20 protein-coding genes are annotated in these 23319 nt (G+C 47.8%); 2 read left to right on the top strand and 18 right to left on the bottom strand.

Features of this window, described 5'->3' with window-relative positions; all coding sequences use genetic code 11:
- Nucleotides 1-98: 98 nt before the first annotated feature.
- Genes GPL15_RS24990 through GPL15_RS25015 form a run of 6 tightly spaced genes read right to left on the bottom strand, consistent with a single transcriptional unit; the run spans nucleotide 99 to nucleotide 6470 of the window.
- Nucleotides 99-1043, bottom strand: a complete 945-nt coding sequence (locus GPL15_RS24990) for a cupin domain-containing protein (RefSeq protein WP_215701395.1) — start codon at nucleotides 1041-1043, stop codon at nucleotides 99-101.
- A gap of 48 nt (nucleotides 1044-1091) precedes the next feature.
- Nucleotides 1092-2660, bottom strand: coding sequence for an ABC transporter substrate-binding protein (locus GPL15_RS24995; RefSeq protein WP_215701396.1), 1569 nt, complete (start codon nucleotides 2658-2660; stop codon nucleotides 1092-1094).
- A 16-nt stretch (nucleotides 2661-2676) separates the two neighbouring features.
- The gene (locus GPL15_RS25000) at nucleotides 2677-3627 is read right to left on the bottom strand and encodes an ABC transporter ATP-binding protein (protein ID WP_215701397.1); all 951 of its coding nucleotides are present in this window, start codon (nucleotides 3625-3627) and stop codon (nucleotides 2677-2679) included.
- A complete protein-coding gene (locus GPL15_RS25005; protein WP_215701398.1) occupies nucleotides 3627-4622 on the bottom strand; it encodes an ABC transporter ATP-binding protein in 996 nt (331 codons plus the stop codon). Before GPL15_RS25005 ends, GPL15_RS25000 begins: the two co-directional genes overlap by 1 nt.
- A gap of 10 nt (nucleotides 4623-4632) precedes the next feature.
- Nucleotides 4633-5526 carry an ABC transporter permease gene (locus GPL15_RS25010; protein WP_215701399.1) on the bottom strand — a complete coding sequence of 298 codons (894 nt, stop codon included), beginning with the start codon at nucleotides 5524-5526 and terminating at the stop codon, nucleotides 4633-4635.
- A gap of 5 nt (nucleotides 5527-5531) precedes the next feature.
- The gene (locus tag GPL15_RS25015; protein WP_215701400.1) at nucleotides 5532-6470 is read right to left on the bottom strand and encodes an ABC transporter permease; all 939 of its coding nucleotides are present in this window, start codon (nucleotides 6468-6470) and stop codon (nucleotides 5532-5534) included.
- A 265-nt stretch (nucleotides 6471-6735) separates the two neighbouring features.
- On the opposite strand from GPL15_RS25015, the gene GPL15_RS25020 reads away from it, so the two are divergent.
- Nucleotides 6736-7401: a helix-turn-helix domain-containing protein gene (locus tag GPL15_RS25020; protein ID WP_215701401.1), complete on the top strand. Its 666-nt coding sequence runs from the start codon at nucleotides 6736-6738 to the stop codon at nucleotides 7399-7401.
- A gap of 173 nt (nucleotides 7402-7574) precedes the next feature.
- On the opposite strand, the gene GPL15_RS25025 is transcribed toward GPL15_RS25020, so the two are convergent.
- The 4 genes from GPL15_RS25025 to GPL15_RS25040 are packed head-to-tail and all read right to left on the bottom strand — an operon-like array spanning nucleotide 7575 to nucleotide 11869.
- A complete protein-coding gene (locus tag GPL15_RS25025) occupies nucleotides 7575-9062 on the bottom strand; it encodes a tripartite tricarboxylate transporter permease (RefSeq protein WP_252198618.1) in 1488 nt (495 codons plus the stop codon).
- A 12-nt stretch (nucleotides 9063-9074) separates the two neighbouring features.
- Nucleotides 9075-9521 carry a tripartite tricarboxylate transporter TctB family protein gene (locus GPL15_RS25030; RefSeq protein ID WP_215701402.1) on the bottom strand — a complete coding sequence of 149 codons (447 nt, stop codon included), beginning with the start codon at nucleotides 9519-9521 and terminating at the stop codon, nucleotides 9075-9077.
- An 11-nt stretch (nucleotides 9522-9532) separates the two neighbouring features.
- Nucleotides 9533-10693 carry a tripartite tricarboxylate transporter substrate binding protein gene (locus GPL15_RS25035; protein ID WP_215701403.1) on the bottom strand — a complete coding sequence of 387 codons (1161 nt, stop codon included), beginning with the start codon at nucleotides 10691-10693 and terminating at the stop codon, nucleotides 9533-9535.
- Between the two features lie 18 nt (nucleotides 10694-10711).
- Nucleotides 10712-11869, bottom strand: coding sequence for an enolase C-terminal domain-like protein (locus GPL15_RS25040; RefSeq protein ID WP_215701404.1), 1158 nt, complete (start codon nucleotides 11867-11869; stop codon nucleotides 10712-10714).
- Nucleotides 11870-12007: 138 nt separating this feature from the next.
- On the opposite strand from GPL15_RS25040, the gene GPL15_RS25045 reads away from it, so the two are divergent.
- The gene (locus tag GPL15_RS25045) at nucleotides 12008-12922 is read left to right on the top strand and encodes a LysR family transcriptional regulator (RefSeq protein WP_215701405.1); all 915 of its coding nucleotides are present in this window, start codon (nucleotides 12008-12010) and stop codon (nucleotides 12920-12922) included.
- A gap of 142 nt (nucleotides 12923-13064) precedes the next feature.
- On the opposite strand, the gene GPL15_RS25050 is transcribed toward GPL15_RS25045, so the two are convergent.
- The 8 genes from GPL15_RS25050 to GPL15_RS25090 form a co-directional block, all read right to left on the bottom strand.
- Nucleotides 13065-13565 carry a DUF3368 domain-containing protein gene (locus GPL15_RS25050; RefSeq protein WP_215701406.1) on the bottom strand — a complete coding sequence of 167 codons (501 nt, stop codon included), beginning with the start codon at nucleotides 13563-13565 and terminating at the stop codon, nucleotides 13065-13067.
- A 405-nt stretch (nucleotides 13566-13970) separates the two neighbouring features.
- Nucleotides 13971-14138, bottom strand: a complete 168-nt coding sequence (locus GPL15_RS25060; RefSeq protein ID WP_215701407.1) for a hypothetical protein — start codon at nucleotides 14136-14138, stop codon at nucleotides 13971-13973.
- 112 nt (nucleotides 14139-14250) lie between these two features.
- A complete protein-coding gene (gene lysS / locus GPL15_RS25065; RefSeq protein WP_215701408.1) occupies nucleotides 14251-16218 on the bottom strand; it encodes a lysine--tRNA ligase in 1968 nt (655 codons plus the stop codon).
- Nucleotides 16219-16266: 48 nt separating this feature from the next.
- On the bottom strand, nucleotides 16267-16749 hold the full coding sequence (gene greA, locus GPL15_RS25070; RefSeq protein WP_215701409.1) for a transcription elongation factor GreA: 483 nt from the start codon (nucleotides 16747-16749) through the stop codon (nucleotides 16267-16269).
- An 89-nt stretch (nucleotides 16750-16838) separates the two neighbouring features.
- Nucleotides 16839-17798 carry a tRNA dihydrouridine synthase DusB gene (gene dusB, locus GPL15_RS25075; protein ID WP_215701410.1) on the bottom strand — a complete coding sequence of 320 codons (960 nt, stop codon included), beginning with the start codon at nucleotides 17796-17798 and terminating at the stop codon, nucleotides 16839-16841.
- 11 nt (nucleotides 17799-17809) lie between these two features.
- The gene (locus GPL15_RS25080) at nucleotides 17810-18139 is read right to left on the bottom strand and encodes a DUF6145 family protein (protein ID WP_215701411.1); all 330 of its coding nucleotides are present in this window, start codon (nucleotides 18137-18139) and stop codon (nucleotides 17810-17812) included.
- A gap of 65 nt (nucleotides 18140-18204) precedes the next feature.
- Nucleotides 18205-19179, bottom strand: coding sequence for a 6-phosphofructokinase (pfkA, locus tag GPL15_RS25085; RefSeq protein WP_215701412.1), 975 nt, complete (start codon nucleotides 19177-19179; stop codon nucleotides 18205-18207).
- Nucleotides 19180-19284: 105 nt separating this feature from the next.
- On the bottom strand, nucleotides 19285-22767 hold the full coding sequence (locus GPL15_RS25090; protein ID WP_215701413.1) for a DNA polymerase III subunit alpha: 3483 nt from the start codon (nucleotides 22765-22767) through the stop codon (nucleotides 19285-19287).
- Nucleotides 22768-23319: the final 552 nt, after the last annotated feature.

Below are 23319 nucleotides of genomic sequence, written 5' to 3' on the forward strand. Positions count from 1 at the left end.
CAACGGATTCCGCTCCGCCCGGCGTCAAGCCTCCAAGCAGCCCTCCGCCCCCGTCCGTCCCCATTCCCTGGATTCATGGCGTTACTTTCGCGAATATGTTAAATAAAGAATTTCGTTACAAAGCATTTATACTTCCTGAGGAAGGAAGTCATAAATTCCTGATCTTCCAGCAGTTCTGGTTTGTATTTTTTAATGGATTCATAATCCTCCAGAAGCGCCATCAAATCCATTTCCCCGCCATAATCGAACATCTCCGTGTCTTCCAGCACCTTTATGCTGTGTTTGTGGAACGGAGGAATATGTACCAGGCAGTCCGGGCCGGCTGTGAAGGTTTCATCCAGGATGGTAAACTGGACAGATCCTTTGGTGATATAATAGAGTTCCCAGTTGCAGTGAGGATAATCGTACTCGATGTTGAGGCCTTTATCCAGTTTTGCCTGCCATACCTCTTTCACCCCGTTGGTCTCCCATTTGCCGACCTTTAATTTCAGGTCATAGCCTTTTCCCTTATAATGGGAAAACGCGAATTCCGGTGTACGGACCTCATGGACATCTTCCTTGCTGACATCCACCGGCACCGGCGTCTCCCTCTGGAGGGCCTTGCGGTCTCCGCGGTAAACTTCCATGAATTCAGGGCTGTCCATGTAGTCCGGATAATTTCCTTTTACCGTATTTTTATTCATGATCCCCTGAGCCATATTGATTTCCTGGAATAACTCCCTCCAGATCGTTCCTTCCTCTAAAAAGCGGAATCCGTGAGGCGTATATGGGGCAATGTGAAGGATGTCTCCTGCATTGGCAATGAAATGCTTTCCACGGATCACACACTCAACGCTCCCCTTGGCGATCATAAATGTCTCAAATCCCTTTTTATGCTGGTGATAGGGCACTTCCGCATCCTTATGGTAAATGGTATCGCTCATTTCATCCTTTTCATAAGGCCCGATCGGCAGTATAAAATCATTTACCACCTGGGTTCCCTCGTCCCAATGCCTTAACCAGTCTTCCGAATTGTTCATACGAATTAAATAACGTTTTTCCATCTTGCTCTCCTTCTCTATTCTCATTCATCATCCCATGACAGGCTAAAATTACTGCCCGTCTTTGCTTCCCCAGGACCATTTGTCAATCTTATAGCTGTAATATGGATTGGGTTCAATCCCTTCCAGGCCTTCCTGGTAAGCGATTCCTCTCATGTTGGCAAACAAAGGCAGGATCAGACAGTGTTCATCCATGATGCGGATCATATCGTGACATGCCTGGATCCGTTCCTCCGGATCGGTGCTGCTCCGGTTTGTCTCAAACGCCGCATCCAGTTCAGGATCGGCAATATGATAGAAATTCTGAGGCTGTCCGGTTACAACCAAAGCATAACGCTCATCAAAATCCGGGAATCCTAAAGTTGTTGCAATCATGTTAAATTCAAAGTCAGAACGTCTTAACACGTCATTAAACCATGCACTGGATTCCATGCGTTCAATGTTCATCGTAACGCCAACCTGGGCCAATTGGGCCTGCATGATTTCCATCGGTCTGTAATAATTGGCAGATTCCCTTGTTTTGACCGTAATCTCCATTCCATCCGCGTATCCTGCTTCTGCCAGAAGCTGCTTTGCCTTTTCCGGGTCATACGGATGGCTGATCTGGTAATCCGGATCGCTTCCCGGAAGGAAATTCGGGAACATGGAATTTGCCACCTTGCCAACGCCTTCGGCAGCTCCCTGGAGCACTGCTTCCCTGTCAATGGCGTAGTGGAATGCTTCCCTTAACTTCTGGTCGCTGAACCGTCCTTCACAGTTAAAGAAGGCCCAGGTGACCATGGCTGATTCCGTCTCTTTATAAACCAGTCCCTCATGATTCATCAGGTTCGAACGGTCTGTCTGAGTGGGGTTGGTCAGCACGTCGATTTCCCCGTTCTCCAAAGCGATGGCTGCCACGCTGGAATCCAGATAAACCTTATAGATCACATCCTTGATGGACGGAGTCCCGTCAAAATAGTCGTCATTTCTGGTCAGGGCAATATGGTCTCCGCTCACCCATTCCACAAACTTGTAAGCGCCGGTTCCCACAGGATTCCTTAAAAATGCATCCGGGTCCTGTTCATAATAAGCCTGGGGAAATACGCACATATAAGAGGTAGCTGCGGCCTCCAGCGCGGGCCCGTATACCAGCTTAAACACCAGCTTCACATGGTTATCATCCACCTTTTCCATGCGTTCCATAGGGGAAGTGGCAGTGGTGGCATAGGCGTCATTGATAATGGTATTGTAGGAAAACACCACATCTTCAGCGGTCATTGTTTCCCCGTTATGGAACTTAACACCTTCCCGCAGAGTAAATATAATGTCCCTGCCGTTCTCGTCATATTCCCACTCCGTAGCCAGTTTAGGCGTAAAAGTTCCATCGCCGTTGCTCTCCAAAAGCCGGTCAAAGATCTGATCCGATACCAGGTTCACAGTTGAATTGGCCGCAAATCCGCCGCATAAAACCGATGGATCAGAACTGATTTCGATATTTATAGAATCTTTTCCGGCTCCCCCGCCTGCACTGCCTGTTGACTGCGCGGCGCTGCCGCCTCCTGAGGTCTGGCCGGAGCCGCAGGCAGATAATATCATTGCTGCCGCCAGCGCCAGTACTGCTGCTTTCTTAGTTTTTTTCATCGTCTCTTCCTCCTATTTATTCATATAAAATACAGGCAGCCTGATGTCCTTTGGAATATTCCTTCAAACGGACGCTGCTGTTTGTACATTGTTCACAGGCAAAACGGCATCTCGGCGCAAAACGGCATCCGATACCCGGATTGATGGGATTTGTCACTTCGCCGGTCAGCACTTCCCTGACCTTTCCCCTGTTCTTTAAATTGGGCACAGGAATTGCTTCTAAAAGCGCTTTCGTATACGGGTGAAGCGGATTGGCAAACAGTTCCTCTGCCGGGGCCTTTTCCACACACTGTCCCAGATACATGACCGCAATTTCATTGGAAATATGCTTTACCACCGAAAGGTCATGAGTGATAAACAGGTAGGTAAGATTTCTCTTCTCCTGCAGATCCATAAGCAGGTTCAAAATCTGTGCCTGTATGGAAACATCCAGCGCCGATACCGGTTCATCGCAGACGATGAACTTAGGATTAACTGCCAGAGCATGGGCCACCCCGATCCTCTGCCTTCTTCCTCCGTCCAGTTCATGAGGATAAGCGGAAGCCAGCCTGGGCGCCAGTCCCACCGTCTCCATCAGTTCCAGCACCTGGTCCCTCAGTTCCCCTTTGGACTTTCCCATATGGTTTACGATCATCGGTTCCGCAATCAGGTCAAACACGCTCATCCGGGGATTTAAACTGGCATACGGGTCCTGGAAAATGATCTGGGCATCCCGTCTGAACTCTTTTAACTGCCGGTTTTTCATCTTGGCGATATCCGTTCCGTTAAAGAGGATACTCCCTTCTGTGGGCTCCAGAAGTTTTATGATCACACGGCCCAGCGTGGATTTTCCGCATCCGCTTTCCCCCACTACTCCCAATGTTTCCCCTTTAGCGATGGACAGGTTCACATCATCCACGGCATGAAGGAGCCCGGCCGGAGTTTTAAAATATTTTTTCAGTCCCTTTATCTCTATCAATGGCTCCATTACGATTCCTCCTGTCGGTATAAATGACACCGGATGGCCTGGGTCCCCATGTGTATCTCCTGCGGCTCCCGTTCCCTGCACACATCCATACAATAGGGACATCTCGGATGGAACGGGCATCCATCCGGCAGGTTCGTGGGATCAGGTATCAAGCCCTGGATCGGGGTCAGCCTTTTCTGGACTTTTTCCAGATCCGGCAGAGAATGAAACAATCCTTCCGTATAAGGATGGTGGTGTTCACCTTCGAAAATATCTTCCACCGTACCGCTCTCCACAACCGTTCCGGCATAGACCACATTTACATAGTCACAGGTTTCCGCCACAATCCCTAAATCATGGGTTATCATGATCATGGACGTACCCAGTTCCTCTTTCAGCCGGGTCATCATATTCAGAACCTGGGCCTGTATGGTCACATCCAGGGCGGTTGTGGGCTCATCAGCAATCAGAAGTTCCGGATTACAGGCCAGAGCCATGGCGATGACCACTCTCTGCTTCATGCCCCCGGAAAACTGATGGGGATAATCCTGTTTCCTCTCCTTTGAGATTCCAACCAGTTCAAACATCTCATCCACCCGGACGTCCATTTCTTCCTTGGTCCTTTTTAACTCATTATGTAATTCCAATGCCTCTCTCACCTGTTCCCCAACCGTCAGAACCGGATTCAGACTGGTCATAGGGTCCTGGAAAATCATGGATATTTTCTCTCCCCGGATACCCATCAGCTGCTTCTGGTCCATATCGAGAAGATTTTTTCCGTTAAATGTGATGGTACCCGATTTGCATTTCCCGATTTTCTTAGGAAGAAGCCCCATAATGCTCAATGCGGTGGTGGTTTTCCCCGCTCCGGTTTCCCCCACAAGCCCGAGAGTTTCTTTCCTTCCAAGGGTCAGGCTCAGCCCGTTTACCGCATGCACGGTTTCGGTGTCATTTTCATATACCACATTCAGATCATCGATTTTCAGTAATATTTCTCTCTGCTTTTCTTCTTTCATAAGCGTCTCCCTAATTCTTCAGTCTTGGGTCCAGAGCGTCACGGAGACCGTCGCCGATCAGGTTAAAACTCATCGCAGCGATCATGATCGCGACACCGGGAACCACGACCAGATATGGATATTCCCGGATATAATTTTTGCCCTCCGTCAGCATGGCTCCCCATTCCGGAAGAGGTGCCGCGATACCAAGCCCGATAAAGCTCAGCCCCGCGATGGCCTTGATGGTATCCGCAATGTTCAAAGTGGCGTGTACGATAATCGGTCCGATCGCATTGGGAATCACATGTTTTACAATAATTCTGAAATGAGAGGTTCCGCAGGCCCTGGCCGATTCAATGTATTCCTGGCCGCAGATGGGAAGCACCGCAGACCGCACAATTCTGGAAAACATGGGGACCAATGCTATGGACATGGCCATAATCAGGTTTAAGCTTCCGCCTCCCAGCGCCGCAACGATACAGATCGCGAACAAATTAAATGGAATCGCATAAAAGACATCCATAATTCTCATCAGAATATTATCCACCCAGCCGCCGAAATACCCGGCTACAGCTCCAATGGCGCCTCCTGCCGTAAAAGAAACCAGGATGATGATAACCGCCATGGACAGGGAAATCCTGGCTCCATAGATGATTCTGGCAAAAATATCACGGCCATAATGGTCAGTTCCCAGAATATGGCTGCTGCTCGGAGACTGCATCCTGTTCGCCATATCCATGCCCACCACGTCGGTTTGGTAGTTTACAAGAAATACGGCCGACAGCGCCACCGCCACCAGTGCAATCAGCAGAAAGAGCCCCAGCATGGCGCTTTTATTTTTCCGAAACCGGTGCCAGACCATCGCCCACTGGCCCTTCTGATACATCCGTCCGGCTTCCGCTAAGACTTTCTTATTCTTTCCCATTCCCATCACCTTCTTCCTTTAACAAACTGGGATTTCAGTCTCGGGTCAATGAATACATACAGAATATCCACGAATAAATTGATAAAACCGCCTAACAAAGCCACAAACAGAACTCCCGACATAACTAACGGAACGTCCTTAGACCGGACAGCCGTTATCATGAGCGCCCCCAATCCCGGAATGTTAAACACCGTCTCAATGATCAGGGTTCCTCCCAGCAGGCTGCTGAAATTCAATCCTATGATCGTCACGATGGGGAGCAGCGCATTGCGGAGAGCATGATGCATGATAACCCGCTTCTCCGACGAACCTTTCGCCCTGGCTGTGGTAATGTACTCCTGCCGGATTACCTCCAGCATATTGGACCGGGTCATACGCACCACCGAAGCCATCATCCCGGCCGCCAAAGTCACACAGGGCAGAACAAACGATCTCCAACTGCTCACCCCTGTAGCCGGCAAAAGCCCCAGTTTCACGGAAAACAGCAGCGTCAGCATGATTCCCAGCCAGAATCCCGGCATGGAGTTGAGAATCAGCGCCCCCACCATGCTCACATTGTCAAAGATTGAATACTGTCTGATCGCCGCCACAATTCCCAACGGTATTCCCATCAAAATCACAAGAGAAATGCCTCCGGCAGTCAGTTTCAGCGTAGTCGGAAATCTGGCGATGATTTCCTGAAAGGCCGGCAGTTTTGTCCGGTAGGAACTGCCGAAATCCCCATGGAGCGCCGCCGCCACATAATTGACATACCGCTGCAGGAACGGCTTATTTAATCCCATCTGTTCACGAAGCAGATCCACCTTTTCCTGAGGGGCATTTTCTCCCAGAATCATGACCACCGGATCCCCCGGCGTAATCTCCAAAATGGAATAGAGTATGAATGATATTCCGATTATGACCGGAATCATCCACAAAATCCTTTTTACTATGTACTTTCCCATGTTGGCTCCTTTCTCTCTTTATTGAACACGTTCAATTCCGGGTATAAAAAATGCAGACTCAGCCTCTTTGGTCTGCTTTCCTCCGTTGGAAATATCGGCTTGCCTTTTCAGCGTACATTTGTTATCATACCACTATCAGGTAATTCATCTATGTTCAGCCGATGTGTTCTTCATTTTTGAACATGTTCAATTTATTGCTTTAAAGTATAATCACTTTACAGTAATTTGTCAATAGCTATTTTATATTTTGAAAGGAATTTTTATAATGAAAAATGAAAAATATCAAGACATCTTTCAGACCTCCCACCGCCTGTTTCTCCAGCAGGGATATGAAAATACCACAATCCGGCAGATATCAGAACACGCCTCCGTCAGCCTCGGCCTTATTAACCACTGCTTTCATTCCAAGCAGGAACTGGCGGGACTGATGCTTGACATGCTGTTCACATACAGCAACCGCTGCTGCGACAGCTTTTACTCCAGCCAGGAAGACCCGCTGCTCCACACTTCCCTATGCACCCGTGTCAACACCTTATATCTGCTCCGGGGGAATTACCACCGTTTTTACCTGGACTGTTTAAAGTACGATATCTTCTTCCAAAAGCTGGAAAAGCGCCCGAATACCAGTTTGTATCAACTGGCCGAAATCCATAACTTTCCGGTAGATGATGATCTGTTCCTTCTTTACGGCAAATACGTCCCGTATAATTTTGAAAAAACTTTGATTTTAAATAAAGAATCCGGTCTTTTTCCAAGCATTCATGATGACGAGATCCCAGATTACATCATTATCAGCAAATTTGAACATTTTCTGGACAGAAACGTACTGGACCATACTCTGTCAAAGGCTCACATCATCGCGGACAAAGTCCTGGCTTCCATGCCGGATATCGTGCCCGATTCCTTTGTTCTTGACTTCATTTCCGACTGATCCCGGGCTTGTCCCGCATTGAAATAATTCAGGAATATTTTACCGTACTGAAAACAGACCCGCCTGATGTATTTCTGCACCAGGCGGATCTGTTTCTGTCGTACCTATATATGGCTCATATGCAATACTACATCGCCGGAAAAAGTTATTTCCGACTGTCATTTTTGCCTCTTTTAAACACTTCTTTTTTTCTGAAACAACGGCTGTATGTACGGCCGCAAAACCGAGAACACCACAATCAGCAGCAGAATACAGGAAACCGGCCGCTTAAAGAACATGAATACGTCTCCCCTGGCAAAGCTGATTGCTTTCCTGAAATTCGTCTCCAGGGTTCCGCCCAGCACATAGCTCAGAATAAACGGTGTCGCCGGTATCCCGGCATACCCCATCCACAGCCCCAGGGCCGTAAAAGCCATAGCCATGAACACGGAAAAAATGTTGCCGGAATTGGTGTACACACCGGTAAGGGACAGCACCAGGATTGCCGGATACAAATAGTGGTACGGCGCTTTTAAAAGCATGGGAAATGCCCGGATTCCCAGGATTTCCACCACCAGAGCGATAACAGCGGCAAATACCGCAGCCATGAATATCATGTAAACAAACACCGGATAGTTTCTCTGCATCAGCGGCCCCGCTTCAATCCCGTGGATCGTCAGTCCTCCCAATAGAAGGGCTGTCGTCCCGTCTCCTGGAATTCCAAGAGCAATCATGGGGATGATTGCGCCTCCCACAGACGCATTGTTGGCCACCTCAGGGGCGATGATTCCGTCCACACAGCCTTCGCCGAACTCCTCCGGATGTTTTGAACTGTTTTTCGCCACAGAGTAAGCCACCACATTGGAAAGGGCCGCCCCCATGCCCGGCAGAAAACCGATTCCAAGCCCGATCAGGAACGAACGGACCCCATTTACCACATTGTCTTTCATATCTTTGAGCGGAAAATGAAATCTTCCGATATTTCCCTGGAACGTACCGCTGATTCCGGTCTCCCCTTTCGCATAATCGTGCATGATCATGCAGCCAGCGAAAAGTCCGGTCAGAACGCACACCATGTTAAATCCGCCCGACAGGTAATAAGAGCCAAAGGTAAACCGGGGTGTTGAGGAAATCGGGGCATATCCGATCTGTGTGATCAGAAGGCCGATTGCCGCGCCGATAAATCCTTTAAACATCTTCCCTCTCGACAGGCTGACCACCAGTGTGATTGCCAGAAGGCCCAGCGCGAAATATTCCCATGGCCCCATTTTCACCGCCACGGAAGAGATCACCGGGCAGGCCGCCATAGCGATCAGAATGGAAGGCACCGTACCGGCAAAATTTGCCACCGTGCCTGCCGACAGAGCCCTGGTTACCTGGCCCTTTTTCGTCATTGCGTAACCGTCATAGCAGGTAGCCAGAGAGCTTGGCGTACCCGGAATTCCCAAGAGAATTGATCCGATAAATCCGCCGGAACAGCTTCCGACCCAGATGGAGATCAGCATGGCAATGGCCACATTGGAATCCATCGCAAATGTCAGCGGCAGTATGATCGTAATGGCCATGGCCCCGGACAGTCCCGGAATCGCCCCCAGGATCAGCCCAACCAGGCCGCCGACCACCATCATTGCCAGACAGTACGGAGTGAGCAGCACTCCCACTGCGTTCATTAAATCCATCATTGCAGTTCCCCCTTAAAATAATTGGCCTCCCGGCAGAGGTATGGCAAATAGTTTTGTAAATACAAAATACAATACTCCTGTCAGGATAATGGAAAAAGCAAGCCGTTTCCACAGCCGGATTTCTTTTCCACGGCTGAACATCGTGCACAATACATACAGGGCCGCCAGAGTGGCAATCCTGTAACCCAGATAATACATGACAATCACATAACACAATACCACGCCAAAAATCATTGCCAAACGGCCCAACTGTTCCCTGGTGTAAAAAGCCGGCGCCTTTTTACCTCCTGTAATAAACAGCCCGCCTCCGCATAAAATCAGGATTCCCGCCGATAGATACGGAAATGCTTTCGGCCCTATGTCTCCCGCCATGGTGGACGGAGGAAGAGCGGCTGAAGCCGCCGCAACCGCGCATCCCAGAACCAGGGCAATTAAGCCTGTGACCCGGTCTTTTGTCATATCCTCACCCCTTATTTATTCATCTCTGCCGCCGCGTCATTATATAACTGCTGCATCCCGGCTATTGCGGCCGCAGAATCTTCCGGCGTCATATATCCGGCGTCCATGGCCATTTGAGTGTACTGTTCCGCCACGGCCGGATTCTCCAGCACCTTCTTCATGGTCTGGTTGATTTTTGCCACATCGTCCTCTGACATTCCCAAAGGCCCCGCCAGCATGGAAATCGATGAGATCTCGGCACTCTCATAGCCGCATTCTTTCATGGTTGGGATGTCCGGAACCAGCTCGCTGTGCTCGTTTCCGGTAACGGCCAGACCTTTCAAATCGCCCACCTCGATATACTGGCTGGCATTTTTAACCGGCAGAATCGCCATGTCCACCATTCCGCCGACTAAATTGGTAATGGTGTCCGCCACGCCGCCGCAGTCCACAATAGTAAACTCGGTGCCGGTATTCTTCTGAAGCAGCATCTGCATAAAATGCCGGTTTCCATTGGCCTGAACGCCTACCAGGAATTTTCCCGGCTCTGCCTTGGCCGCCTCAACCAGTTCCTCAAAAGTCTCATAAGGAAGCTTGCTGTTGATGCAGATGATATTGCTTTCTCTTCCCGGAACCGTAATGGTGCCCAGAATCTGGAAATCCTCAAATGTATGGTTATACTGGCCGATCGCAATGCTGCCGCACAGCCCGGTATGTCCAAGATACAGGTTCAGCCCGTCTGTTTTTCCATTTCTTACAGTCTCCGCCGCCACGCTTCCGCCTCCGGTGGCATCATTGACTACTACAAAATTGCCTCCAGTCTCCTCAGACATGGCCTGGGCAAATACTCTTGCGATCATGTCGCTTCCGCCGCCTGCCGCCGCAGGCACATAGAGCTGGACCGTACCGCCGGGCCAGCTGCTGGCCGATGGATCACCTGACACAGCGTCTGACGCCTCTGACGAAGATTTCTCCCCTGACGGAGCTTTCTCCTCTGATGCTGCTTTCGTTTCGTTTTCCTGAGCTTTGGTATCCTTAGCCGCCTCTTCTTTTGACGTTTCCTTACCAGTATCCGACGCTGCGGCTGTTGCTGCCGGCGCTGACGCCGCGGGCGCATTTCCCTGACCGTTTCCACATCCGGCTGCGAATACCAAAGATACTGCCATTGCTAATGCTGTAACTCTCTTTTTCATGATTTTATCCTCCACTTTTTATTTTTCATTCTTTTTTCTGTTCCGTATTATGATTTCTTCCAACAGCCCGTCTCTTTCCAGCTTTTCAAAATCCATCTGTACCGGCAGTCCCGGAACATCAGGCAGATAGAATTTACCGTCCTTCACCTCCGAAACCACGCTGAAATAAGGTACCAGGACTTCCATAATCGGCTGATGGTATTCGATCATGGCTTCTTCTCCGTAAAGGGTTCCCATCACCACATTCTGGAAGGTGAAGCCGCCTGATGAGAGCATAGCCCCTTTTTCTTTTGCCAGCTCCCACACCTTCATGTTTTCGCCGATACAGTACATTCTGGTATTTCCCGGCTGCAGATGGTCCACCCCATGCTCCGCATATCCTGCGAAGGTGTGATAGCTTCTCACCGATTCTCCCATGGCCACGGACATGGCGATTCCGGCCTCATCAAGTTTATCCCTCAACTGTTTCAGCCCCGCCATATCATAGGCGTGAACCGGTTCTTCAAACCAGGACACACGATAAGCCGCCGCTTCCTTAGAAAATGCAAATGCGGTTTCCACGTCCCAGGCTTGATTTGCATCCACGGCGATCCCAAACTCTTCTCCCAGGGCAATCCGGGCTTTTTCCAGCCTCCGGATATCTTTCCCCCAGTCCGTGCCATATCCGATCTTGAATTTTGTCTGATGATAGCCCTCTGATTTAAAACGGACCAGATCCTCAATCAGTTCTTCATCCGATAAAAGCACGGAACCGCCGCCTTTGTAAACCCTGCACCAGTCCCGATCCGCTCCCAAAAACCGATGCAGAGGCTTTCCCGCCCGGTTGGCCAGCAGATCCAGCAGGATCATGTCCAAGGAGCCCATTTCACTGACATGTGCGCTCTGATATCCAAAATTCCGTATCTGCCAGTAAAAATACTCTCTCCAGCCGGCCACGGTCTTGGCCTCTTCTTTCAGAAGCAGGGGCACAAAAAAATTCAGCATCAGCGGCGTACATGGCCCCTGTCCGCAGACTCCGTCTTCATCATATATTTTCATCCAGGAGCCGAACAAGCTGGCATTTCTCACATTCCCGGTCCCATCTTTGAAGGGCACATCCAGGGGGATGGGAGCGATTTTGTAAAACACCGCCCTGTCAATCCGGATTTTATCCGGATAAGAAAAATATTCATTCATACTTTTACTCCATTTCCACAAAAATTGTTTTTGATTTCCTGTGATTTTCAGTATAATATATTATGTAGTATCATTGAAGTTCTTTTATTTTGGCTTTACTGTATTGTTAAATTCACACCTATAGAAAGGCGGAGCCCTATGGATTTTAAACAGCTCAATTATATCGTCACCATAGCAAAGGAACAGAACATCACCCATGCCGCAGAAAAACTCTATATCACACGTTCCGCACTGAATTACAGCCTGCTTAACCTGGAAAAGGAACTGGGCGTCCAGCTTTTTACCAGGCTGCCGGGCAGGCTGATTCCCACCTATGCCGGAGAAGTGTACCTGGAAAAAGCCCAGCAGATTTTAAACCAGTACCACGAACTGAACCATATCATGAGCGGCCTTGCCGATTCCTCCCACGGCCGCATCAATCTCGGCGTTACCGTGGCTGGGGGACAGCAGAATCTGATGGACATTTTTCCTGCCTTTCACCAGAAATATCCATTCTTCTCCCTGAAACTGGTGGAAGGCAATGTCAAGTTTCTGGAGAAGAAACTTTTAGACGGCACCATCGACTTGGCCTGGTCTGGTTCTGTAAACAACAATCCCTTATTTGACAACATCATCACCCGCCCCAAGTCCGCCCTCTGTCTTGCCGTATCCCGGGACAATCCGGTTGTCCGCCAGTATCATCTGGAAGAAATGGAAGGGAAGTACGTGGATTTAACCCTGTTTAAGGATGAGATGTTCATCACCATGAACAAGGACACTTTTGTGAGAGCGATCATCGACAGCTATTTTACTTATGCCGGCATCCACCCCAACATTCTGATGCAGTGCAGCCGCCTGGATATGGCCGCCCACTTCATCGCCAACACAAGGGCCGTCGGCTTCCTGCCTCCGGAACGCAGTACTCCGCCCATCATCTGTTTTAAGCTGAAACCGGACCTGGAAATCTCCCAGACCATCTTTTTCAGGAAAGGGCAGATGTTTACGGAAGCTGAGAAATATCTGATTCATCTGTTTTTGGAAAACCAGAGATTGGCTGATTTTAAGAATTTATAGTATGGAAACACTGGCAGACGGCTGTGGAATATTGTTATCCCAAAAAGCATCCTGCCCAAGACATAAAAAAGGACACTTTCTAAAATTTACTCTTAGAAAATGTCCTTTTAGGATAAAATTATTAAATTATGAATAATTATAACTAATTACCTTTTTTAATATGAGCAAAAACCTTTTTCTGCAGCTCGTTTCCAATCCGGATTCCGCAGTCTCTCATTTTTAAAAGGCACAATTCTACCTCTTCTCCTAATATTAAGTTCTCATCATAAGCCTGCAGCAAAATGCCTACAGTTCCAGTAATAGTAATGCCCATCTGTCTCGCTACACGCCGTCCTTTATGCTCATCCATTAAAAGCAACTGTGCATTCGTCTCCTCTGCCAAAACTATTGCTTCGCTCTCTCCTGCATCAAGTCCTGTAACCTTTCGAAGAATACTTACTGACTTCAATTCCGTCACTTTTTGTACTTTGATAAAAGAACAATGCCTTACTACCTCTGCTTCTTTTTCAAATGCTGTATTCGACGTTAATTCCAGATAGACAGCTTCCGGTATCATTACCTCAGTAAACAAATGATACAATAGCTCTAAATGCCCTGCTTTAATAAGAGAAATAATTGGAGTGGTATCAGGAATTATTATCATACAGCCTTTCCTCTGATTCTGCGTATAGCCTGGATATCTTGTTCCAGTTCACTCTCTGATTCATTTATATAGGGAAGCCCCATTTTCCCATATAATACTATTAAATCCAGTTTATGCATTCCTAAAATTTCTGCTGCCTTGCCATGTGATATAGTGCAATCCTGAATATACGGATATAACAACATGGCATTCCTTTTTAGCTGCGCCTCTCCATCTGCTAAAAATATAAATGGCACCATCTCTTCAGGAACACTAATCTCAACCTTTTTTAATTCTATAATGCCATCTCCTCTCTTTAAAAACGAACCAAAACATCATGTTATTATTATTATTATATCCTTTTTAAGTACTTTTGTATAGATTGTTTCTTTTCTCAATGACGTTCTAACCATCTATTTATAAATTCTACGCTGTTTTCTGACTTGCAAGGGCTTTGACTTCATCAACCGTAAGCCCGGAATATTCCGCGATTTTCTCAATTGCCAGCACCCCGTCTTTCAACATATGCAATGTTATGTCGATACTTACTTCTCTGCGTTCTTCTGCGCGCATATCTTCTATTGCTTTACACATTATCGCAGACTCTTCTTATCTTCATTAAAATATCCTGATACCATACAAAAGCCTCTATGACGAAACGTCATAGAGGCTCATTTTACATAATCACATTTTTATTTCCCAGCCCTTAATACAGCTTCGCCCCCGCCGGAATCCGGTCATCCACCATCAATAGGTTCAGACCTTCTCTTCCATCTTCCTCATGGACAGCAGAAATCAGCATACCGCAGGAATCAACGCCCATCATCTTCCTGGGCGGCAGATTAACGATTGCGATGCAGGTCTTTCCAATCAGCTCTTCCGGCTCGTAATACTCATGGATTCCGCTTAAAATCGTACGGTCTGTGCCGCTTCCGTCATCCAGTGTGAACTGAAGAAGTTTCTTGCTCTTTGGCACGGCAACACAGTCTATTACCTTTACAGCACGGTAATCAGACTTTGCAAATGTCTCAAAATCCACCATATCCTCGAACAGCGGCTCGATTTTCACCTTTGAAAAATCAATCGGTTCAGCAGCCTTCTCAGCCTCTGCCGGTGCAGAAACCACTTCTGATACGGTCTGAGAAGCAGCCGCCGCCTTCTTTATATCTCCGGAACCGCCAAGAGACTTCATGGTCGGGAACAGCAGCACATCCCTGATGGCAGCCGAATCAGTCAGCAGCATACACATTCTGTCAATGCCGAACCCGATTCCGCCTGTAGGCGGCATACCGATCTCCAGCGCATTGAGGAAGTCTTCATCCGTATGGTTTGCCTCTTCATCGCCCTGGGCCAGCAGTTCTTCCTGTGCCTGGAAACGCTCTCTCTGGTCAATGGGATCGTTTAACTCGGAATAGGCATTGGCCATCTCCCAGCCGTTCATAAAGAACTCAAAACGCTCCACATATTCCGGATTCTCCGGTTTCTTCTTGGTAAGCGGTGAAATCTCTATCGGATGATCCATAACAAAGGTGGGCTGAACCAGATGTTCCTCCACAAACTCCTCAAAGAACAGATTGAGGATGTCGCCCTTCTTATGGCGCTCTTCAAATTCCACGCCCTTTTCTTTGGCAATGGCTCTGGCCTCATCCAAGGTATGAATCTCGTTGAAATCCACGCCGGAATACTTCTTAACCGCATCCACCATGGTGATGCGCTCAAACGGTTTGCCCAGATCCATCTCTATGCCATTATAAACAATCGTTGTAGTTCCCAGCACTTCCTGGGCCACAAAACGGTACAGGTTCTCCGTCAGATCCATCATGCCGTGATAATCGGTATAGGCCTGATAGAGTTCCATCAATGTAAATTCCGGATTATGCCTGGTATCCAAGCCTTCGTTACGGAATACACGGCCGATTTCATAAACCCGCTCCATGCCGCCTACGATCAGCCTCTTTAAATATAATTCCAAGGAGATGCGCAGCTTCAAATCCTCATCCAATGCGTTAAAATGGGTCTCAAACGGTCTTGCCGCAGCTCCTCCTGCATTGGAAACCAGCATAGGCGTCTCCACTTCCATAAAGCCCTCTCCGCCCAAATACTTGCGGATCGCAGCCAGGATCTTGGAACGTTTGATAAATGTATCCTTAACATCCGCATTCATGATCAGATCCACATATCGCTGTCTGTAACGGATGTCTGTATTGGTAAGGCCATGGAACTTCTCAGGAAGAATCTGAAGGCTCTTGGACAGCAGGATCACAGAAGTTGCGTGAATGGAGATCTCGCCCGTTTTCGTCTTGAATACGGTTCCTTTGATTCCCACAATATCACCGATATCCATCTTTTTAAAATCCTTATATTCATCTTCGCCGATACTGTCTCTGGCCACATAAGACTGGATATTGCCCTTTAAATCCTGGACATTACAGAAAGAAGCTTTGCCCATCACACGTTTGGACATCATACGTCCCGCTATGGACACCTCTTTTCCGTCCCATTCTTCGAACTTATCCTTAACATCCGTACTGTGTACAGTTACATCATACTTTGTAATCTGAAACGGATCTTTTCCTGCTTCCTGCAATTCTGCCAGTTTTTCACGGCGCACCTTTAACAGATGGTTTAAATCTTCCGCCTGGTTCGCCTGCTGGTTCTGATTCTGCTCTGCCACTGTTTCCACTCCTCTTCTTTTCGTTAAAGATTCTATTCCTCTCAGAGATTAAGAAACTCTCTGAATCTCCAGCACCTTGTACTGGATGGTACCCACCTGGGTTTCAACGTCTACCACGTCGCCCACTTTTCTGCCGATCAGGGCCTTGCCCACCGGTGATTCATTGGAAATTTTATTCTGAAGGCTGTTTGCTTCTGTGGATCCTACGATCTTGAATTCCATCTCTTCATCGAAATCCACTTCGTAAACCTTAACTTTACAGCCGATGTTGATCTTGTCTAAATCGATCTCTTCTTCCACTACTACTTCCGCATTTTTAAGCAGTTTTTCAAGCTCTTCAATACGAAGTTCGATATCACGCTGTTCATCTTTGGCAGCATCGTATTCCGCGTTCTCAGACAAGTCCCCCTGCTCTCTCGCTTCCTTGATCTTCTGAGCCACTTCTTTACGTTTTACAACTTTAAGATTCTGAAGTTCATCTTCATACTGTTTCAATCCCGCATATGTTAAAATGTTTTTTTTCTCTGCCATTTTACTGCTTCCTTCCTTAATTTTACTCGCCCTCTCGCATTCAAAGTATTATATCTTAAACCCATACGATTGTCAAGAATAGTATATGCTTAAAAACGTTCATCCATCAGTTTTTTTAACCCCTCCAGGGTCTCCACCTGATTGATCTCATTCCGTACCGCCGCCGAATGGGGCAGGCCGCTGGTATACCAGGCCATATGCTTGCGCATCTCCCTCATAGCGATCACTTCGCCCTTAATCTGCATCTGAAGTTCTCCATGGCGGATCACCATTTCCTTTATCTCTTCCAGCCCCGGCGGCGCAAGAAGTTCCCCGGTATCCAGATAGTGGTTGATTCTGGAAAAGATCCAGGGGTTTCCCTTGGCTCCCCTGGCCACCATCAGGCCGTCGCATCCGGTCTGTTCCATCATCGCCTTAGCGTCCTCCGGAGTAAAAATATCGCCGTTTCCGATTACGGGAATCTTCACCGCTTCCTTTACCTTCCTTATAATGTCCCAGTCAGCCTTGCCGGAATAGAACTGCTCTCTCGTCCTTCCATGTACGGCAACGGCCGCCACACCGCAGCTTTCCGCGATTTTCGCTATCTCCACCGCATTCACATGGTCTTCGTCAAATCCCTTCCGGAACTTTACTGTCACCGGCTTTTTCACCGATTTTACCATGGAACTGAGAATCTGCTCCACCAGCCTGGGATTCTTCATCAGCGCGGAGCCTTCCTGGTTATTCACCACTTTCGGCACCGGACATCCCATATTCAAATCAATGATATCAAAAGGGCCGTCTTCAATCTGATGGGCGATCCGGCCCAGAATATCCGGGTCGGAGCCGAATAGCTGAACCGCCACCGGCCGTTCCTCATCCCTCACTTCCAACAGCTCTTTCGTATTCCTGTTTTTATATAAAATGGCCTTGGCGCTGACCATCTCCGTGCACACCAGGCCGCATCCCTGTTCCTTGCACAGCAGACGGAACGGCAGGTCCGTCACTCCCGCCATGGGCGCCAGTATCACGTTATTTTCCAATGTCACATTTCCGATTGTCAGTTTCATAATCTCCCTGCCTATTCCATATCTTCGCCAAGGCAGAACACCCTGTAATAAAGTTCCAGGGCTTCCAGCAGTTCCTGACGCTCCTGCTGGAACTGTTTGATTTTCAGCACGCTGCCGATCTCGTCAATGGTTCCGTCGTATTCATTGGATTCCGTTTTAAATTCCAGGGTTCCGCCTTCACCGAATTCCATGGTGAAAATCCCTCCCACCTCCTGTACGAACCAGACGCACATAACCTGCAGTTCTTTTTTTATGCTCTCCGGAAGCCCTGAGAACTCTTCATTAAAATAATATTTCTGCGTATAGGCATTTGCTCCGCACAGAACTGTCCTTTCTTCCATATCCCTTTCCTTTCCAAATTGACAGAAAAGAAAGGTCCGTATAAAGAACCTTTCTTTTCCTGTTTCTATCTGATTAACATCTTGCTGATCTCATACTGGTCTTCCGGAATATCCTTCTTCATCGCTAAAGCGTCCTGAATATCAAAATCCATGAATTCACCATGTTTGTAACCCACAACACGGTTGCTCTTGCCGTCAGCCAGAAGTTCCACCGCCTTGGCTCCCATAATGGAAGCATAAACCCTGTCCTTACAGGTAGGCGCGCCGCCTCGCTGCATGTGGCCCAGAATCGTCGCCCTGGTTTCAATGCCTGTGGCCGCCTCAATTCTTCTGGCCATGGATGCCGAATGCCCGATTCCTTCTGCATTGATGATGATGTTATGCTTTTTGCCGCGCTTTCTGTTTTCAATAATCCGGTTAATCAGTTTCTGTTCGTCCCCGTCATAGCGCTCAGGAAGAAGAATGTCCTCTGCGCCGTTGGCGAATCCGCACCACAATGCGATGTATCCTGCATTCCGTCCCATAACTTCAATTATACTGCACCGTTCATGGGATGTGGAAGTATCACGCACTTTATCGATCGCTTCCATCGCAGTATTAACAGCCGTATCAAAACCAATCGTATAATCAGTGCACGCGATATCCAGATCAATCGTTCCCGGAAGCCCAATGGTATTGACTCCCAGCGCCGACAGCTTTCCCGCACCACGGAAGGAACCGTCCCCGCCGATTACCACAACTCCGTCTATTCCATGCTTCTTGCAAATCTCCGCGCCCTTTTTCTGTCCTTCCGGTGTTGTAAATTCCAGACATCTGGCTGTATAAAGAATGGTCCCGCCCCGATGGATGATATCGGAAACGCTGGAACTCTCCATATCTACAATCTCTTCCTGCAAAAGTCCTGCATAGCCTCTCATGATCCCCTTGACTTTCATTCCTTTTGCAATCGCGACTCTCACTACTGAACGGATAGCTGCATTCATTCCAGGTGCATCTCCACCACTAGTTAAAACGCCGATTGTCTTTACTGCCTTTGCCATATCTAATTACCTCCCTGAATGTGCATACCATTATGTGCATACAACCATGTGCATACCATTTTACTCGCATTTTACTTACGTACTTTTTTTCATACAATCCCTATTCTAATTCATTTTCCCTATCTTTTCAATAGCTTTTTCTACAACTTTGACATTATTTTCACCAAGTTTTTCCGTTAATACTGTCAACAGTTCCGAATCGGCTAACACATTGCGGTTGGCCGGCAGCACCTTTCTGGCTTTTTCTTTTTCTAAGTAAATGACGACGCTGTCATCGCCTTCCGACATCATTAAAAGGTCCATAAGTTCCTTTTCTCCGGCCATATACGCTTCTTTATCGGGATATTTTAACCATAACTGGCGCGGAATGCTGGAAAATGGTATCACCCGCTCGCAGACCATCTTTCCTACCGGTTCGTCGCCGATGGATGCCCTTCCCTGAATAAATACCTTGGCATCTTCTGTAAAAATCTCCCTTTTGCTTTCATAATCCTTGGGAAATACAATCACTTCCACAGAACCCACCAGATCTTCCAAAGTGATAAACGCCATCAACTGGTTCGTCCTTGTAGTCTTTACCGTTTTCCCGGTTATCATACCTCCGATGATCACCCGGCTGCCGTCTTTCACTTTGGCATGTTCCGTCTCTTCGTCCACAATAAAATCGGTGGCCATGGCCGTAATATTTTTTCTCCAGGTTTCTTCATAAGCCTCCATCGGATGTCCGCTTACATAGATTCCCAGAGTTTCTTTTTCAAATGCCAGCAGTTCTTCCTTGGGGAATTCGCCCACATTGGGAAAGGTGATCTGGAAACTCTGTTTTTCTTCCTCTGGGGCAAAATCAAATAAGGTCATCTGCCCTTCCAGACTGCTTTTCCGCTCTTTATTCTTTTGATCCAAAAGGGCCGGAGCCACTAAAAGCTTCTGTTTTCTGGTGCCGGGAAGGGAATCCAGCGCTCCTGATTTAATGAAATTTTCCAAGGTACGCTTGTTGACTTCTTTATTGCTCATGCGTTCTATAAAGTCTTCCATGGTGGTGAACATGCCATTTCGTTCCCTCTCACCGACGATCATCTCCACAACGGATTTGCCCACGCTCTTAATGGCGGACAAACCATACCGGATCGAATCTCCCGATACGGAAAATCCGCTCTCCCCTTCATTGATATCAGGAGGCAGAATGCGGATGCCCATCTGGCGGCAGGTCAGGATATATTCCGAAACCTTCGTCACATTATCCATCACCGACGTCATCAGAGCGGCCATAAATTCTTTCGTGTAATAATACTTCAGGTACGCGGTCTGATAAGATACTACCGCGTAACAGGCCGCATGGGACTTATTAAATGCATATTTCGCAAAATCGATCATTTCATCATAAATTACATTGGCTGTTTTTTCGTCAATCCCATTGTTCACACAGCCTTTTACGCCCTCTTCTTCATTGCCGTAGACGAAATTATGGCGTTCTTTTTCCATAACCGATGACTTTTTCTTAGACATGGCCCTCCGGACCAGGTCGCTTCGTCCCATGGTATAACCGGCCAGATCCCGCACGATCTGCATAACCTGTTCCTGATAGACAATACATCCATAGGTAGGCCCCAGAATGGGTTCGAGCTGAGGGCAGTCATAGGTGATCGACATCCTGTCGTTTTTGCCTTTCAGGTATTTTGGAATAAAGTCCATGGGGCCCGGCCGGTACAGGGAGATACCGGCTATGATATCTTCCAGGTTCTCGGGCTTTAACTCCTTCATAAATCCCTTCATTCCGCCGCTTTCCAACTGGAACACCCCGTCATTTTTCCCTGTTCCGATGGATTCCAATACCTTTTTATCATTATAATCAATTTTGTCCAGATCGATCTTTATTCCGTTGTTCTTCTCAGCCTGGCGGACTGCATTCTGGATCACCGTCAGGGTCCTGAGCCCTAAAAAGTCCATTTTCAAAAGTCCCAGTTCCTCTAATGTGGTCATGGTGAACTGAGTTGTGATAGAACCGTCGGCTGCTCTGGATAAAGGCACATAGTTATCCACGGAAGTACGGCTGATCACAACGCCTGCCGCATGCATGGACGTATGCCTTGGAAGGCCTTCCAGACGCATGGACATGTCTATCAGATATTTTACCTCTCCGTCTTCATTATATGCCTTTCTTAAATCCGGGCTCTGCTTGATGGCTTTTTCCAGTGTCATCCCTAAGTCTCCCGGAATCATCTTGGCAATGGCGTCACACCTGGCATATGGCATGTCCAGCGCCCTTCCCACATCCCGGACCACACCTTTGGCGGCCAGAGTACCGAAGGTTACAATCTGGACCACCTGGTCTTTTCCGTATTTTTCTACCACATAGTCGATCACTTCCTGTCTCCGTTCGAAGCAGAAGTCAATATCAATATCCGGCATGGATACACGTTCCGGATTGAGGAACCGTTCAAACAGCAGGTTGTAGCGGATGGGATCGATATCCGTAATCTCCAGGCAGTAGGACACAATACTTCCAGCCGCCGACCCTCTTCCGGGCCCTACGATGATCCCATGGGATTTTGCAAAATGAATAAAATCCCAAACGATCAGGAAATAATCCACGTACCCCATGCTGTGAATGGTTTCCAGTTCATATTCCAGCCTTTTTCTCAGCGTCCCATCGTCATCCGGATACCTTTTTTTCATGCCGTCGTCACAAAGCTTGTTCAAATAAGACCAGGAATCATACCCTTTAGGCACTTCATACTTGGGCAGCTTGGTAACTCCGAATTCAATCTCCACATTGCACCGCTCTGCGATCTTGTGGGTGTTCTCCAATGCCTCCAGCGCATAGGGGAACAACTGTTTCATCTCTTCTTCTGATTTACAGTAATACTGCCCTCCCTCATACCTCATCCGGTTTTCATCCGTCACCTTTTTCCCGGTCTGGATGCACAAAAGGATGTCATGAGGAGCTGCATCTTCTGCAAATGTATAATGGACGTCATTGGTGGCCACAAGGGGGATATTCAGTTCCCTGCTCATTCTCAAAAGCCCCTGGTTCACCGACTTCTGCGCCGGAATCCCATGATCCTGCAGTTCCAAAAAATAATTTCCCCTGCCGAAGATTTCCTCATGGCGGAGCGCCGTATTTTTTGCTTCCTCGTACATCCCCCGCTCTAAAAGCCTCTGAACCTCTCCGGCCAGACAGGCGCTGAGAGCGATAATTCCGCCGTGATATTTCTCAAGCACCTCAAAATCCACACGCGGTTTATAATAAAAACCATCCACAAATCCTTTGGAAACAATCTTCATCAGGTTCTGATACCCTTCATTGTTCTCCGCCAAAAGCACCAGATGGTAATATCTGTCTTCACCATGCACCGTCTCACGGTCAAACCTGCTGTTAGGCGCAACATAGACCTCACAGCCGATAATCGGTTTAATCCCCACCTCCCTGGCGGCCCGGTAAAAATCAATTACTCCATACATGACTCCATGGTCCGTAATAGCAATACTGTCCATACCCAGTTCCTTTGCCCTGGCTGTCAGTTCTTTTATCTTACTGGAACCATCCAAAAGGCTGTATTCCGTATGGACATGCAAATGGGTAAATGCCATGTAATTCTCTCCTTTGTCTTTTATTTCAATCACATTCCGGCATTACAATTTATGTCCGGAGTGACATAACAGCTATGCTTTTCAGTATAACATAAAAAAGGGAAGAAGGAAATTCTTTATTTAACGAGTTGGCAAGAGTGACGCCATGAAGACGGGGAATCTGGGGCAGGCGGCCGTGGATGAGAGGAATTGGGGGGCGGATTCCGACCCTAAGAAATACTAAGGCCTTCAAGGACGAAAAAAGACAGTGCGGTGCCCATTCACGGTGAACTCTGTCTTTTTTCGCCCTTGAAGACCAAGTATTTCTAAAAGTCTACATATGCCCCCCAATTCCTCTCATCCACGGCCGCCTGCCCCAGATTCCCCGTCTTCATGGCTGTGTACCGGCTGAGCTACAGTTAAAAAAGATTGGGAAGAAACATAGGAAAAGCAAGGCATTGTTTAATTGAGGTGGGGATTAACAGTAAAAGGCCAAGGCATTTTCGAAAATGCCTTGAGGGTCGATGTTAAATGGTGTGGAGATTTACATTAAAGGGTGAAGCCATTTTCGAA

Origin of the sequence: Clostridium sp. MCC353 (genome assembly GCF_018785315.1) — a bacterium.
Classification (GTDB): Bacteria; Bacillota; Clostridia; order Lachnospirales; family Lachnospiraceae; genus CHH4-2.